Annotated in this window: 14 protein-coding genes; 9 read left to right on the top strand and 5 right to left on the bottom strand. The window is 73.9% G+C overall.

Features of this window, described 5'->3' with window-relative positions; all coding sequences use genetic code 11:
* Positions 1-312 precede the first annotated feature (312 nt).
* Positions 313-2,067: a triacylglycerol lipase gene (locus HOY81_RS12125; RefSeq protein WP_237320308.1), complete on the top strand. Its 1,755-nt coding sequence runs from the start codon at positions 313-315 to the stop codon at positions 2,065-2,067.
* Between the two features lie 244 nt (positions 2,068-2,311).
* Here the strand turns inward: HOY81_RS12125 and HOY81_RS12120 are convergent, their stop codons facing one another.
* Positions 2,312-3,136: a class I SAM-dependent methyltransferase gene (locus tag HOY81_RS12120; RefSeq protein ID WP_237320307.1), complete on the bottom strand. Its 825-nt coding sequence runs from the start codon at positions 3,134-3,136 to the stop codon at positions 2,312-2,314.
* 249 nt (positions 3,137-3,385) lie between these two features.
* On the opposite strand from HOY81_RS12120, the gene mshA reads away from it, so the two are divergent.
* The 4 genes from mshA to HOY81_RS12100 all read left to right on the top strand — a co-directional run bounded on the left by mshA (position 3,386) and on the right by HOY81_RS12100 (position 6,908).
* Positions 3,386-4,690 carry a D-inositol-3-phosphate glycosyltransferase gene (gene mshA, locus HOY81_RS12115; protein ID WP_237320333.1) on the top strand — a complete coding sequence of 435 codons (1,305 nt, stop codon included), beginning with the start codon at positions 3,386-3,388 and terminating at the stop codon, positions 4,688-4,690.
* Entirely contained in the window at positions 4,683-5,264 is a 582-nt protein-coding gene (locus tag HOY81_RS12110) for a YbjN domain-containing protein (RefSeq protein ID WP_237320306.1), read from the top strand. Before mshA ends, HOY81_RS12110 begins: the two co-directional genes overlap by 8 nt.
* Before the next feature lie 163 nt (positions 5,265-5,427).
* The gene (locus HOY81_RS12105) at positions 5,428-6,009 is read left to right on the top strand and encodes a TetR/AcrR family transcriptional regulator (protein ID WP_237320305.1); all 582 of its coding nucleotides are present in this window, start codon (positions 5,428-5,430) and stop codon (positions 6,007-6,009) included.
* On the top strand, positions 6,006-6,908 hold the full coding sequence (locus HOY81_RS12100; protein ID WP_237320304.1) for an SDR family NAD(P)-dependent oxidoreductase: 903 nt from the start codon (positions 6,006-6,008) through the stop codon (positions 6,906-6,908). The genes HOY81_RS12105 and HOY81_RS12100 overlap by 4 nt, the downstream gene beginning before the upstream one ends.
* Positions 6,909-6,936: 28 nt before the next feature.
* Here the strand turns inward: HOY81_RS12100 and HOY81_RS12095 are convergent, their stop codons facing one another.
* Positions 6,937-8,385: an MFS transporter gene (locus HOY81_RS12095; RefSeq protein ID WP_237320303.1), complete on the bottom strand. Its 1,449-nt coding sequence runs from the start codon at positions 8,383-8,385 to the stop codon at positions 6,937-6,939.
* 185 nt (positions 8,386-8,570) lie between these two features.
* Here HOY81_RS12095 and HOY81_RS12090 point away from each other — a divergent pair, with 185 nt between their 5' ends.
* Entirely contained in the window at positions 8,571-9,332 is a 762-nt protein-coding gene (locus HOY81_RS12090; protein WP_237320302.1) for a phosphoglyceromutase, read from the top strand.
* Between the two features lie 98 nt (positions 9,333-9,430).
* Here the strand turns inward: HOY81_RS12090 and HOY81_RS12085 are convergent, their stop codons facing one another.
* Together HOY81_RS12085 and phoU are read right to left on the bottom strand one after the other, a co-directional pair.
* The gene (locus tag HOY81_RS12085) at positions 9,431-9,853 is read right to left on the bottom strand and encodes a hypothetical protein (protein ID WP_237320301.1); all 423 of its coding nucleotides are present in this window, start codon (positions 9,851-9,853) and stop codon (positions 9,431-9,433) included.
* Between the two features lie 357 nt (positions 9,854-10,210).
* The gene (phoU, locus tag HOY81_RS12080; RefSeq protein ID WP_237320300.1) at positions 10,211-10,918 is read right to left on the bottom strand and encodes a phosphate signaling complex protein PhoU; all 708 of its coding nucleotides are present in this window, start codon (positions 10,916-10,918) and stop codon (positions 10,211-10,213) included.
* Positions 10,919-11,137: 219 nt separating this feature from the next.
* Here phoU and HOY81_RS12075 point away from each other — a divergent pair, with 219 nt between their 5' ends.
* Both HOY81_RS12075 and HOY81_RS12070 read left to right on the top strand, forming a co-directional pair.
* Positions 11,138-12,433: a cell wall metabolism sensor histidine kinase WalK gene (locus HOY81_RS12075; protein WP_237320299.1), complete on the top strand. Its 1,296-nt coding sequence runs from the start codon at positions 11,138-11,140 to the stop codon at positions 12,431-12,433.
* Positions 12,430-13,110 (top strand): response regulator transcription factor, encoded by a 681-nt coding sequence (locus tag HOY81_RS12070; RefSeq protein WP_237320298.1) that lies wholly within the window; start codon positions 12,430-12,432, stop codon positions 13,108-13,110. Before HOY81_RS12075 ends, HOY81_RS12070 begins: the two co-directional genes overlap by 4 nt.
* A 143-nt stretch (positions 13,111-13,253) precedes the next feature.
* On the opposite strand, the gene HOY81_RS12065 is transcribed toward HOY81_RS12070, so the two are convergent.
* Positions 13,254-13,991: a DUF461 domain-containing protein gene (locus tag HOY81_RS12065; protein WP_237320297.1), complete on the bottom strand. Its 738-nt coding sequence runs from the start codon at positions 13,989-13,991 to the stop codon at positions 13,254-13,256.
* 529 nt (positions 13,992-14,520) lie between these two features.
* On the opposite strand from HOY81_RS12065, the gene HOY81_RS12060 reads away from it, so the two are divergent.
* Complete coding sequence (locus tag HOY81_RS12060; RefSeq protein WP_016472332.1) at positions 14,521-15,003, top strand: CarD family transcriptional regulator; 483 nt, start codon at positions 14,521-14,523, stop codon at positions 15,001-15,003.
* The last annotated feature ends 100 nt before the right edge of the window (positions 15,004-15,103 follow it).

Here is a 15,103-nt window from a genome sequence, read left to right as displayed (position 1 = left end):
TGGGTTCGGCGTGTGGTCGGCGGGCTGCGTGAGCCCCGGCACGGCAGGACAGCGCCGCCGGGCCGCACCGGCGGCTGCGGACGCGGCACGGCGCGCCGTGCCGGTGCCGGCCGGCAGAGCGGCGCTGCGGGGGCGGTGAGGCGGGGGACGGTTCTGCCGACCGCGGGCCCTCACCCTGTGGCCTCACCCGTTCGGCGTAGCCCGGGCGGCCGGTGCGGACGGCAGTTCGTACGGTCGTGCGAGAAGGCCCGGTATGCGAGGTGCGCAGCCCCTCGGCGGTGCCGGGAGGCCCGGGGACCGGGAGACGGAGTCATGGCCGACCGAGCTGGTGCAGCATCCGGGGAGCGGTTCGCGCGGCCGCTGATCCTCATCCGTGGATTCGGCGGTCCGGATGTGCGCGACGAGCAGGCGGATCCCTACCAGGGGTTCAACAACGGCACCGTCTACCGCCACCGGCGGGGCGAGAACTTCATCTACGAGGGCTTCCTGCTCCGCGCCCTCAAGTCGGGCCGCTACCGGGACGCGACCAACGTCGTCGGCTACTACCCGCGGGAATCCGGCCCGACCGGCCCCACCGGCCCGGTCACGGCCGCCGGTTCCGCCGGTGCCGGCGCCGAGGACGCGGCCGCCGCGGGCGGTGACCCGGCCTCGGCGTGGCCCGACGAGCTCACCTCCGGCAGCGTCGCCGTGCACCCGGAGGCGGCCCGCGAGGTCGTCGAGCAGCACGGCGTGGCGGGCACCGTGTGGGTCTACCGCTACTACGACCTGCTGCCCCGCACCCTGCACCGCTACGGCGAGGGCCTGGCCCGGCTGATCCGGATCATCCGGCACGGTGCCGGGCTCTCCCCGCCGGCCGGCCGGAGCCCGTTCACCGGCGTGGACATCGTGGCCCACAGCATGGGCGGGCTGGTCGTACGGTCCGCCCTGCGGCAGCTCAAGGAGGCCGGCAAGGACCCGGCCGAGCTGGTGCACCGGATCGTCACGCTGGGCACCCCGCACCGCGGCATCGCCTTCCAGCTCCTGCCCGACCGGCTGCTCCGCGCGCTGCCGGGGTTCCGCGACGCGGCCGACGAGTTCGCCGCCTTCGACCCCGGCAGCACCGAGTTCCTGCAGGTGGGCCGCTGGTTCCCGGTGGAGCGGATCCTCACCGTGGTCGGCACCGACTACCGCAGCTACGGGCCGGGCGCGGCGAGCCTCGCCAACCGCCTCTCCTCCCTGGTGGACCAGGACACGCTGGAGACCAACCGCAGCGACGGGCTGGTCAAGCAGTCCGCGGCCCAGCTCCCCGGGGCGCCGCGCACGTTCGTGCACAAGTGCCACGGCGGCCGGGACTCGCTGGTCACCTCCCGGGAGGCGTACGAGATCGCGATGCGCTTCTTCCACGGCACGCACCGGGTGGGGCTGTGGCTCGACGCCGCCGAGGTGACGCGTGGCGAGGACTTCTTCGGGCGCAGCGAGTTCTGGTTCGGGGTCTCCGTCAAGCCGCGCTACGTCGACTTCGCGCTGTTCGACCAGCGTCCGGAGGCCGAGAACTGCTACGGGCCGTTCGACCTGGACCGGAACGGCGAGTTCCGGTCCCGGCTGCCCGAGCTGCGGGAGGCGCTCTCGATGCCGCTCTCCGCTCCCGGCGACCCGACCACCGGCTGGCTCCGCACCGGACCGCCGAACCGCCGTTGGATCTGGGAGGGCTGGCTGGACCGCACCGCCAAGCCGGAGGGCCGGGACCAGGACGGCACCCTGGTGCTCCGGATCGACCTCCAGGTCGGCGAGCGCGACACCCTCGGCATCGGCTTCCACGACAACCTGGTCTTCCGCAAGCAGTACTACCTGCAGGTGCTGCCCGGCGACCCGCCCGCGGCCCTGTACCTGCACACCGGCGAGCGGTACCTCGCGCGGAACGACCCGGAGGCGCTGGACGCCGTGCCCGCGGACCGCCCGGACCGGCCGGTGCGTGCGGAGCAGGAGGCGTCCGGCGCGTGGACGTTCCCGGTGGGCGGCACGGGCTTCACCGGCACGCTCGGGTTCGCCGTGACGCCGGAGGACACGGAGGCGCCGGGGCACCCGTGAGCGCGGTCCGGGCCGTCCGGGGCGGCCACGGAGATGCGGGGACGGGCCCGGGCACGTGTACGGCCGGCCCATGCCTACGGCCCGCACCTGCGTACGGCCGAAGACGTACGGCGGTACCCGCCTGTCGCCGGCCCGCGTGCGGGTGCGGCCACTTGTACGGCGCGGGGTGCGGCCACCCGCACCCGGGCGGGGCCGCCCGCCCCCGGCGCGTCGCCGCCCCCGGCGCGTCGCCGCCCCCGGCGGCTCAGCCGCCGCCCGGGGCGAGGGCCGCCCAGCGCACCGTGACCTCGCCCTGCCGCCAGCGGCGTGGCCCGTCGGTCAGCGGCCAGCTCCCGGTCAGGGCCCGTGCGGCCCGTATCCAGCGCTGCCGGGCGCTGAGCGCGCCGTACGGCGCGGCCGCCGCCCACGCCCGGTCGAAGTCGCGCAGGAAGGCGTGCACCGGTTCACCCGGCACGTTCCGGTGGATCAGCGCCTTGGGGAGCCGTTCCGCCAGGTCGGAGGGGCGGTCCAGGGTGGCCAGGCGGGCCGCGAAGGTGACCGTACGCGGGCCCTGCGGGCCCAGCGCCACCCAGACGTGCCGCCGCCCGATCTCGTCGCAGGTCCCCTCCACCAGCAGCCCGTCCGGGGCCAGCCGCCCGCACAGCCGTTCCCATGCCGCCGGTACCTCGCGCTCGTCGTACTGGCGCAGCACGTTCGCCGCCCGGATCAGCAGCGGCGGGCGCTCCACCGGCGTCTCGAAGCCGCCGCGCCGGAAGTCCAGGCCGGGGCGCACGTACGGTTCCGCGGCGGCGACCCGCGCCGGGTCGATCTCGACGCCCGCCACCCGGGCGTCCGGCCGTACCCGGCGCAGCCGCAGCAGCAGCTCGACGGCGGTCCAGGGCGTCGCCCCGTAGCCCAGGTCGACGGCGAGCGGCGGGGCGTCGGCACGCCGCAGGGCCGGGACGAGGGCGTGGGCGATCCAGCGGTCCATGCGGCGCAGCCGGTTCGGGCTGGTGGTGCCGCGCGTGACCGTGCCGACCGGGCGCGCCGCGGCGCCGGGGGAGCGGGGAACGGGGGCACGGCCGGGCATGCCCCGAGCGTAGAGCCTGGCCGGCGGGCCGCGGTGCGGCGTGACCCGCCGCCCGCCGGCGGCCGGTGGAGCCGGCGGCGGACGCGCCCGGCGCCCGGACGGGTGAGTCGCGCCCGGTCAAGTTTCGGCAAAGCCGGAAGCAGCGGCGCCCCCGGATTGTTGTGCGAGGTGATCCGACCGGAGGAGGACCGGACCGTGAGCCCGCAGGTACCCCGGCTCGGCGGCCTCAAGGGCCGCACCCATGGCGTCCTGGCACCCCCTCCGCGCTTGCGACGCGTGCCCCGGCAGGCGCGCCGCGTGGCGATGCTGAGCGTCCACACCTCCCCCCTGCACCAGCCCGGTACGGGCGACGCGGGCGGGATGAACGTCTACATCGTGGAACTCGCCCGGCAGCTCGCCGCCCGCGGCATCGAGGTGGAGGTCTTCACCCGCGCCACCACCGGCGCCCTCGACCCCGTCGTGGAGCTGGCGCCCGGGGTGCTCGTACGGCACGTGGACGCCGGGCCGTACGAGGGCCTGGCCAAGGAGGAGCTGCCCGCGCAGCTCTGCGCCTTCACGCACGGCGTGGTGCAGGCCTGGGCCCGGCACCGCCCCGGCCACTACGACCTGGTGCACTCGCACTACTGGCTCTCCGGCCATGTCGGCTGGCTCGCCTCCGAACGCTGGGGCGTGCCGCTGGTGCACACCATGCACACCATGGCCAAGGTGAAGAACGCCGCGCTGGCCGAGGGTGACAACCCGGAGCCGCCCGCCCGGGTCATCGGCGAGACCCAGATCGTCCGGGCCGCCGACCGGCTGATCGGCAACACCGCCGAGGAGGCGGACGAGCTGGTGCGCCACTACGACGCCGACCCGGACCGCACGGACGTGGTGCACCCCGGCGTCAATCTGGACCGCTTCCGCCCCGCCGACGGGCGGGCCGCCGCCCGCGCCCGGCTCGGTCTGCCGCAGGACGCCCTGGTCCCCCTCTTCGCCGGGCGAATTCAGCCGCTCAAGGCGCCGGACATCCTGCTGCGCGCGGTCGCCCGGCTGGTCGCGGAGCAGCCGGGGCTGCGTTCCCGGCTGCTGGTGCCGGTGGTCGGCGGGCCCAGCGGCAGCGGGCTGGCGAAGCCGGAGGGTCTGCAGAAGCTGGCGGCCCGGCTCGGCATCGCCGACCTGGTGCACTTCCGGCCACCGGTCGGCCAGGACGAGCTGGCGGACTGGTACCGGGCGGCCAGTGTGCTGGTGATGCCCTCCTACAGCGAGTCCTTCGGCCTGGTCGCCGTGGAGGCGCAGGCCTGCGGCACCCCGGTGGTGGCCGCCGCGGTGGGCGGGCTTCCGGTGGCCGTACGGGACGGGGTGAGCGGCTACCTCGTCGCCGGGCACGACCCGGAGGAGTACGCGCGCGCCCTGCGGCGCTTCGTCGCCGACCCGGTGCTGCCGGACTCGATGGGCGCGGCCGCCGCCGCCCACGCGCGCGGTTTCGGCTGGGACGCCACGGCCGCCGCGACCGCCGAGAGCTATGCCGCAGCGCTGCATCGGCGTCGTCGTCGCCTACGATCGCCGCATGCCTGAACCGAAACCGGCACCGCAGACCGAGCCGGACAGCCCGTCGGCTGTGATCGAGAGGGTGCTCCGGGAGGGCGAGCTGGACTGGGAGAGCCCGTCCCCGGGGACGTACGTGGTGACGCTTCCCGGCACCCGCAAGTTGTCCACCACCTGTTCGCTGGTGGTCGGGCGGCACTCGCTCTCCGTCAACGCCTTCGTGGTGCGTTGCCCCGACGAGAACCACGCCGAGGTGCACCGCTGGCTGCTGGAGCACAACACCCGTCTCTACGGGGTGAGTTACGCGATCGACAAGCTCGGTGACATCTATCTGGTGGGCCGGCTCCCGCTGGCCGCGGTGACCGAGGAGGAGATCGACCGGCTGCTCGGCACCGTGCTGGAGCACGCCGACGGCTCCTTCAACACGCTGCTGGAGATGGGCTTCGCGAGCGCCATCCGCAAGGAGTACGCCTGGCGCGTCGAGCGCGGCGAGTCCACCCGCAACCTGGCGGCCTTCGGCCGGGTGACCGGGGAGGGCGGCGAACCGGGGGCGTCCTCCGCGGGAGGGCAGTCCGCGGCACCGGAGCGGCCCCCGGAGAGCTGACCCGTGCGCCGCCGGCGCCCGTACGCCCGCCCGCGAGGCGGCCACCACGCCCGTCCCCTTCCGGGGGCGGGCGTTCGTGCTGTCCGGGGCGCCGGGGCCGGGGTGTCCACGGTTGCCGGTCGCCTGCTTTGACGCTCTGACATTTCCTGCGTAGAGTGTCAGCATGTCAGAGCAGCAGGACCGGGTCACGGCGATCCTCGACGCGGCGTACACGTGCTTCACCCGGCACGGCGTCCGCCGTACGACCATGGACGACATCGCCCGCGCGGCAGGCATCTCCCGCCCCGCCGTCTACCAGCACGTGCGGAACAAGCAGGACGCCTTCCGCCGCCTCGCGCAGCGCATGCTCGACGCGGCGCTCGCCACCGCGGAGGAGGCCGCCCGGACCCCGGGAGACCTCGCCGCCCGGCTCACGGCCGTGCTCCAGGCCAAGCTCGACCTCATGCGCACCGTGTGGCGGGACAGCCCGGCACACGCCGCCGAACTGCTGGGCGAGGACGCCCGGCTCTCCGGCGACCTGATCGAGAGCTGGGAGACGGCCCTGCGCACGCTGCTCACCGACGTCGCCGCCGACACCCTCCCCCGCGAGGAGGCGCGGGAGCTCGCCGACCTGCTCCTCGCCCTCACCCGCGGGCTGGAGGCCGACCTGTCCGACCCCGAGGCCCCCTGCCGGCGGCTCCGCCGCGGTGTGGCGCTGATGGTCGCGGGGCTCGACCGGACCCCTTCCGACCAGGAGAAACCATGACCGTCCCCGTGCTGATCACCGGCACCTCGTCCGGCATCGGCCGGGCCACCGCCCTGCGGCTGGCCCGCCGCCCCGGCCTCACCGTCCACGCCACCGCACGCCGCCCCGAGCAGATCGCCGACCTCGAGGAGAGCGGCGTGCGCACCCTCGCCCTCGACGTCACCGACGAGACCTCCATGCGCGCCGCCGTCGAGGAGGTGGAGCGCGCCCACGGCGCGGTCGGCGTGCTGGTCAACAACGCCGGATACGGCGAGTACGGCACGATCGAGGAGACCGCGCTGGACGCGGTGCGCCGGCAGTTCGAGACCAACGTCTTCGGACTCGCCCGCCTGACCCAGCTCGTGCTGCCCGGCATGCGCGCCGCGGGAGCCGGCCGGATCGTCAACATCGGCTCCATGGGCGGCCGGCTCGTCTTCCCCGCCGGCGGCTACTACCACGCCAGCAAGTACGCGGTGGAGGCCCTCACCGACGCCCTCCGCCTGGAGACGGCCCCGTTCGGCATCCGGGTCAGCCTGATCGAGCCCGGGCTGATCCGCACCGGGTTCGGCGCCACGGCCGCCCGTACGCTCGCCGGAGCGTCGGGTTCCGGCGGGTCCGCGGGCTCCGCGGGTTCCAGCGGCTCCGGGCCGTACGCCGGGCTGGTCGCGGCCGTCGACCGGCAGATGGCCGGGGCCTTCGACTCCTCGCTGCTCTCCACCACGCCCGATGCGGTGGCCCGGGTCGTGGAGCGGGCGGCGACCGGCTCCCGGCCGCGCCCGCGGTACGTCGTCACCGTCCCGGCGAAGATGCTGGTGCACACCCGCCGGCTGTTCGGGACGCGGGTCTTCGACGCGCTCGTCCGCACCGGGCTCCCCGGAGGCCGTACGGCTGCCGTGGCGGGCGGAGCAGCCGGCGCCTGAACCGTACGGGCCGCGCGGCCCGGGGAGGTCAGGCAGGCGTGCCCTCGGTCCGGGGCGTCTCGGGCGTGGCGGCCCGGGTCGCCACGGGGGCAGGCAGGTCCGGGGCGGCGCCCGCACGATCCGGCACGGGCCGCTCCGGTTCCGGCTGCCCGCTGGGCAGCCCGGCCTCCGCGGCCTCCGCGGGTCCCGGCGGGCCCTCCCGCACGTTCCCCTCCGCGGGCGGCAGCCCGCGCAGCAGCAGCGCGTACCCGGCGGCGCCCACCACGCCGAGCACCGCACACAGCGCCCACAGGGTGTCCGCCCCCAGCGTGTCGATGACGAAGCCCCCGAGCAGCGGTGCGGAGAGCGCCGCCACGGACCAGGAGAAGGTGTACATCCCCTGGTAGCGGCCGCGCCCGTGCAGTGGGGAGAGGCGGACGACCAGCCCCATCTGGGTGGGTGAGTTGATGATCTCGCCGAGCGTCCACACGCTCACCGCCACCGCGTAGAAGGCCGCGGACCCCGCGAAGGCGTGCAGCCCGAAACCGACCCCGGTGAGCAGTGCGGACAGCACCAGCGGCCGCAGCGGGTCCCGGTGCTCCAGGAGCCGGGTGACCGGGATCTGGAGCAGCACGATCAGCAGCCCGTTCACCGCGATGACCAGCCCGAAGTCGGTGCTGGAGAAACCCTCCAGTCCCATGGAGACGGGCAGTGCCACAAAGCCCTGCTGGAAGAGGAGCGCCAGCAGCAGGTTGAGCCCGACCACCGCCATGAAACGGCCGTGCCGCACCACCGTCAGCAGCGAGACCCGCTCCCGGTCCGGTGCGGCGTCCGCCGTTCCCGTGCTCACCGCCCGGCCCGGCGCCGACGGCTTCGCGCCGGCCCCGCCCGTACGGCCCCGCTCCGGCCGGGACTCCGGCAACCGGGTGTAGACGACGAGCGCGCAGGCCAGCACCATCACCGCCTCGCCGAGGAAGAGCAACTGGTAGCTGTAGCGGGCGAGCAGCCCGGCGGCCGTGGAGGAGACGGCGAAGCCGAGATTGATCGCCCAGTAGTTCAGCGCGAACGCCCGTATCCGGTCCTCGGGGGCGACGATGTCCGCGATCATCGCCTGGGTCGCCGGGCGGGAGCCGTTGGTCGCCATGCCGGCCACCCCGGCGACCGCCGCGATGGCCAGCGGATGCTCCATGAAGCCCAGCGCCGCGACCGAGACGGCCGTGGCGAGCTGCGCGATCAGCAGGGTGGGGCGCCGCCCGAGCCGGTCCGCCAGCACGCCGGCGCCGATCGAGGAGACGGCGCCGCCCAGCCCGTACAGCGCGCCGACCAGGCCCGCGTACGTCGGCGAGTAGCCGCGGTCGACGGTCAGGTAGAGGGCGAGGAAGGTGGCGATGAAGGCGCCGAGCCGGTTGACCAGGGTGCTGGTCCACAGCCACCAGAACTGCCGGGGCAGCCCGCCGACGCTCTCCACCACGGCTTGCCGCAGGCGTGCGAACGACATGCGAACCCCCCGGGTGTCAGGACCTTCCCTGGTCCTCGGACGTTACGTAGCGGGGGGCGGGCGCGGCCAACGGATCGCCGGACCTTGTCAACTGGCGGCGCCTGCGCGGGACCCCGCGACGCCCCCCGTTCCGGGCTCTGGACAGGCCCGCGGCGGCCGTGCGGGGGTCGATTAGTCTCAGGGGCATGGCCGACGCACCGTACAAGCTGATCCTGCTCCGCCATGGCGAGAGCGAGTGGAACGCGAAGAACCTGTTCACCGGCTGGGTGGACGTCAACCTCAACGAGAAGGGCGAGAAGGAGGCGGTCCGCGGCGGTGAGCTGCTGAAGGAGGCCGGCCTGCTGCCCGACGTCGTGCACACCTCCGTGCAGAAGCGGGCCATCCGCACGGCGAACCTCGCGCTCGAGGCCGCCGACCGGCTCTGGATCCCGGTCCGCCGGAGCTGGCGGCTGAACGAGCGGCACTACGGCGCGCTCCAGGGCAAGGACAAGGCGGCGACCCTCGCGGAGTTCGGCGAGGAGCAGTTCATGCTGTGGCGGCGGTCGTACGACACCCCGCCCCCGCCGCTGGAGGACGGCGCCGAGTGGTCGCAGAGCGACGACCCGCGGTACGCCGACATCCCCAGCGAGCTGCGGCCGCGCACCGAGTGCCTCAAGGACGTCGTCATCCGGATGCTGCCGTACTGGTACGACAGCGTCGTGCCCGACCTGCTCACCGGCCGCACGGTGCTGCTCGCGGCGCACGGCAACTCGCTGCGCGCCCTGGTCAAGCACCTGGACGGCATCTCGGACGACGAGATCTCCGGGCTCAACATCCCGACCGGGATCCCGCTGAAGTACGAGCTCGACGCCGACTTCCGCCCCGTCAACCCGGGCGGCACCTACCTCGACCCGGACGCCGCCAAGGCGGCCATCGAGGCGGTCAGGAACCAGGGCAAGAAGAAGTAACCCCAGACACGATCAAGCCCCTTGTCTGCGCTTTCCCTGCCGGCAGGGGGCTTGTCGCTTGTCGGGGGCGGGGACTGAGGGGCGGTTCCGCAGGGGCGTCAGCGGTGGGCGCGGAGGCGGCGGGTGAGGACGGTGAGACCGAGCAGGATCGCCAGACCGCCCGAGAGGCCGGTGAAAAGGGCGACGCCGGTCTCGCCGTCCGGGTCGCCGACGCCGCCGGGCGGCGGTTCGGTGTCCAGCCAGCCCAGTACGGCCCGGGCCTGGAGCACCACCAGCACTCCGAAGCCGAGGAGAAGTGTGCCCAGCGGCACACCGGGCGGACGGCGCCGCTCGCCGGAGGAGAAGGCGGACCACAGCAGGGCCCCGGCCAGGGAGAGCGGCACGGTGAGGAACTGCCCGATCAGCAGGCCGGTGAGCAGGGCGAGCCGCAGGTGGCCGGGGCCGTCACCGCGGGGCTCGGCGAGCAGGGCGCCGGCGCTCCCGGCGAGCAACCCGAGCGATACGGCGCGGAGCACGAGCATGTGGACAGCATGGCGCACGGCGCCGTCCGGCAGGGCACCGGCCCGGCTCGGGGCCTCCCCGCACGGGACGGGCGTACGGGTCCCGCGGACGTACCGCCGCGGCTCGCCGCTTCCCCGTACGGGACAGGGGCGGGCCCGAAGGAGCACCGCCCCGGTTCGGCGCTTCCCCGGGCGGGGCGCGCATACGGGCTCGCAGGGCACCGCCCCGGCCCTGCGGTCCCTCGTACGGGACGCCTGTGCGGAACGCCCGCGCCCCCGGCGGCGGGTGCCGGCCGGGGGCGGGGGCGCAGGTGCACGGTGCAGGGGCGGCGCGGGTGGCGCCGGGTTGCGCCCCGGCGTACGGGCGCGGGCCCCGGGTCAGGTGCTCTCGACGGGCGCCGTGCCGTCGGTCGCCGGGACGGAGGCGGCGTCCCCGTCCAGCTCGTCGGCGTAGTCGCCGGTCACCAGGTAGACGACGCGGCGGGCCACCGACACGGCGTGGTCGGCGAACCGCTCGTAGTAGCGGCCGAGCAGGGTGACGTCCACCGCCGTCTCGATGCCGTGCTGCCAGCGGTCGTCCATCAGGTGCTGGAAGAGGGTGCGGTGCAGGTCGTCCATCTTGTCGTCGTCGGTCTCGAGCTGGAGTGCGAGCTCGACGTCCTTGGTGATGATGACCTCGCCGGCCTTCGCCATCAGCCGCTGCGCGAGCTGCCCCATCTCCAGCAGCGTGGCCTGGAGGTCGCGGGGCACCGGGGAGTCGGGGAAGCGCAGCCGGGCGACCTTGGCGACGTGCTGGGCCAGGTCGCCGGAGCGCTCCAGGTCCGCGCTCATCCGCAGCGAGGTGACCACGATCCGCAGGTCGGTGGCGACCGGCTGCTGCCGGGCGAGCAGCTGGATCGCCTTGGTCTCCAGGTCGCGCTGGAGCTCGTCGACCTTCTCGTCGCTGGCGATCACGCTCTCGGCGAGCTTCAGGTCCGCGTCGAGCATCGCCGTGGTGGCGCGGCCGATGGCGGAGCCGACGAGCCGGGCCATCTCGACCAGGCTGTCGCTGATCGAGTCCAGGTCCTCGTGGTACGCGTCCCGCATGACTGTCCTTCCCTCGCATGGCCGGATTCGTGGGCGTTTCCAGTGGCCGTCGGGAGCCTCCTGTCGAACCCTACGCCTTACGCTCCGTCCGAAATGCGTCCGGAGAGGCCACCACAAGTGAATCAGCTCCGTCACCGAGGTGAACTCTGGGGGACGAGTGTTCGAGCGGCCCGGGGAAGGGCTGGGGGGCTGTCCTGAAGGCCGCATAACCTGGGACGCATGGACGTGAATGCGGCGGTTGCCGCAGTGGCCGCGATCGCCGGGGTGTGTACCGGTGTGATCGCGATGCTGGCGTTCCGCTGGAGCGAGCGCGAGCAGGCCCGCCCCACCCGGACCGCCCAGCACGCGGAGGCCGCCGTGCTGCCCCCGGGCGTCGACACCGTCCTGTCCGTGCTGCGCTCGTCCGCCGTGGTGCTGGACGAGAGCGACGACGTGGTCAAGGCCAGCTCCGCGGCGTACGCGCTGGGCCTGGTGCGCGGCGGCAAGCTGGCCGTGGAGCCGATGCTCCGGATGGCCCGCGACACCCGCCGCGACGGGGAGATACGGCAGGTCGAGCTGGACCTGCCGCGGCGCGGCTCCGGACGCGGCGACGCGCTGGCGGTGTCCGCACGGGTGGCCCCGCTGGGGTCCCGCCTGGTCCTGCTGCTGGTGGAGGACCTGACCGAGGCGCGGCGCATCGAAGCCGTGCGGCGCGACTTCGTGGCGAACGTCAGCCACGAACTGAAGACGCCGGTGGGCGCGCTGTCGCTGCTCTCCGAGGCGGTGCACGACGCGGCGGACGATCCGGAGGCGGTCACGCGTTTCGCGGGCCGCATGCAGACGGAGGCCAACCGGCTGACGAGCCTGGTCCAGGAGCTGATCGATCTCTCCCGGGTGCAGAACGACGACCCGCTGGAGGACTCGGAGGCCGTGGGCGTCGACGAGCTGGTCGAGGAGGCCGTCGACCGCTGCCGCCACAGCGCGGCCACCAAGCAGATCACCCTGGCCTCGGGCGGCACCGAGGGCCTGCACGTGTGGGGCAACCGCGGACAGCTCGCGGCGGCTCTCGGCAACCTCGTGGAGAACGCCGTCAACTACTCTCCGGCCCGTACCCGGGTCGGTATCGCCGGACGCCGTGTGGCGGCGCCCGGCGGTGACCTCATCGAGATCGCGGTGACCGACCAGGGCATCGGGATCTCCCCGGCGGACAAGGAGCGGATCTTCGAGCGGTTCTACCGCGTCGATCCGGCCCGCTCCCGTGCCACCGGGGGTACGGGTCTCGGACTCGCCATCGTGAAGCACGTGGCCGCCTCGCACGGCGGGGAGGTCACCGTCTGGAGCGCCGAGGGACAGGGCTCCACCTTCACCCTGCGGCTGCCGGAGGCCGGCAGCGCGCGGGAGAAGGCCGAGGCGGACCGTCGTAGCCGCCGGCGCCTGAGCGGGGCGCTGCGCAGACCCGCCGACTTCGAGGACGAAGACGGCGACGAGACCTTCACCACTGACGATCAACTCTCTGCCCCGGAGGTCCTCCCGTGACCCGAGTGCTCGTCGTCGAGGACGAGGAATCGTTCAGCGACGCACTGTCGTACATGCTCCGTAAGGAAGGATTCGAGGTCGCGATCGCGTCCACCGGTCCGGAGGGACTGGACGAGTTCGAGCGCAACGGCGCCGATCTCGTGCTGCTCGACCTGATGCTGCCGGGCCTGCCCGGCACCGAGGTCTGCCGTCAGCTCCGCGGCCGCTCCAACGTCCCGGTCATCATGGTGACCGCCAAGGACAGCGAGATCGACAAGGTCGTCGGGCTGGAGATAGGGGCCGACGACTACGTGACCAAGCCCTTCTCCTCCCGGGAGCTGGTCGCCCGGGTGCGGGCGGTGCTGCGGCGTCGCGGCGAGCCGGAGGAGGCCGCCCCGGCGGCCCTGGAGGCCGGGCCGGTGCGGATGGACGTGGACCGGCACGTGGTGACGGTCTCCGGGGCCAAGGTGGACCTCCCGCTCAAGGAGTTCGACCTGCTGGAGATGCTGCTGCGGAACGCCGGCCGGGTGCTGACCCGGATGCAGCTCATCGACCGGGTCTGGGGCGCGGACTACGTCGGGGACACCAAGACCCTGGACGTCCATGTGAAGCGGCTGCGCGCCAAGATCGAGCCGGACCCGGGGGCGCCGCGGTATCTGGTGACGGTCCGCGGCCTGGGGTACAAGTTCGAGCCGTAGGCCGGCGTTCCTGGACGGGCGGGTCGCGGGGGGCCGCATCCGCCCGCCGGCCCGTACACATCCGGCCGGGCCGTCCCCTCGGGGGCGGCCCGGCCGGATGGTGTCGTCAGGGGCGGGCGGTCGTACGGGCGGCGCCGTCCGGGTCAGTGCCCGGCGTCGTCCTCGTGCGCGTCGTCTCCGGAGGCGTCGCCGGCGGCGTCCTCGCCGGGGGCCGTGCCGCCCGGCGCGGCGGGGCTCTCCGTACCGGCGGGGCTCTCGGTCCCGCCCGGGGTGCCGGTGGCCGTCTCCTCGGGGGAGACCTCGCCGCCCGGGGCCTCCGGACCCTCGGTGGCGGGGGACTCCTCCGGCAGCGCGGGGGAGGAGGTCGGCGAGGTGCTCGGGCCGAACTTGTGGAAGCGGTCGACGTCCGCGGGCATCACCATGGCGCGCAGATCTACGTCGCCGGTGCGGCTGAGCTGGAAGACGACCGGCACCATCGCGCCCTCCCGCAGGGTCTCGCCGCCCTGCGTCAGCTGCGCGGAGGCGTGACCCGTGCCGCCGAGCTGCAGGTGCCCGCCGGCCGGCACGGTGAGCGCCTGCTCGCCCTTCGGGGGGCTGAGGCGCACCTCGGTGTCGCTGCCGGGCAGCCGGACGGACCGCAGGCGTTCCGCCCGGTCGGAGGCGTTGTAGATGCGCGCGCTGATGGTGGGGGAACCGGCGGGCTGCGTCGGGGTCACCACCGTGACGGCCTGGACGCTGATGTTGCCCACCGTCTCCGAGGCGTGGTCCGGACGGACCTGCAGGGTCTCGGCGTTGTTGCCCGCCCCGCAGGCCGTGAGGGTGGCGACGGCGAGCGCGAGGGCGGTGGCGGCGAGGGTGCCGCGTCGAAGGCTGCTGCTCACGGCGGCGGCATCTCCTTGGACGAGCTCGTGCGGCCGAACCTGGGGTGCCCGGTCGCGGACGGTCACGATGACGTTGGTGCGGCCACAGGTTACCCAGCCCGCGTGCACGCTTCTCACCCGCCCCTCCGGCGCGGCGTGGACCGCTGCCGGGTTCCGGGTGCGGCGGCGTGGCGGAATATCCACCCCGGAGCGGCGCCGCGGATTCTCCGGAAAGAATGGGAGAACGCCGTGGAATTGATCAACCGAAGGTTGATCAATTCGCCGGGAACCGTCGAACGGGTGACCGTCGAGAATCGGACAAATCAGGCGAAGGTGTCGCACGTTCGAGTCGGCGCAGGAGGCGTCCGATCCGCTTTCGGTGGCCCCGCAGAACCGTCCCGACCTGCGGATATTTGCTTCCGTTCGGTTCGCGAAGCACGACGCGGGGTCGCTTGTCAAGCCCCGAGATGCGCCCTGACCTGCGAAAACGTCATTCAGAACCGGCTGCCCCCGTGTTATCCTGGATGGCCACGGAAGGGGTACCTGACACATGACGTTCAAGGTTGGCGACACCGTGGTCTATCCCCATCACGGGGCCGCGCTGATCGAGGCCATCGAAACTCGCCAGATCAAAGGCGTGGACAAGACCTACTTGGTTCTGAAGGTCGCGCAGGGCGACTTGACGGTTCGTGTGCCAGCGGACAATGCGGAGTTCGTCGGCGTGCGCGATGTTGTGGGTTCGGACGGGCTGGACCGGGTCTTCGAGGTGCTCCGCGCACCGTACGCCGAGGAGCCCACCAACTGGTCCCGCCGGTACAAGGCGAATCTCGAGAAGCTCGCCTCGGGCGATGTGATCAAGGTGGCGGAGGTCGTCCGCGATCTGTGGCGCCGGGAGCGCGAGCGCGGACTGTCCGCCGGGGAGAAGAGGATGCTCGCCAAGGCGCGCCAGATCCTGGTGAGCGAGCTCGCTCTCGCGGAGAACACCAACGAGGACAAGGCCGAGGCGCTGCTCGACGAGGTCCTCGCATCCTGACCCGCGTCGCGGCGACGCTGCGGCCGCTCCGGGATCGCCAGGGACACCGGGCGTACGGAATCCCGAAGCCGGGAGCAACGCGTGACGCACGGCGCCGGCG

The organism is Streptomyces sp. JJ36 (assembly GCF_021696945.1).
GTDB lineage: Bacteria > Actinomycetota > Actinomycetes > Streptomycetales > Streptomycetaceae > Streptomyces.
The sequence above is the reverse complement of the archived record's forward strand: the minus strand, read 5'-3'. Positions and strand labels throughout refer to the sequence as shown.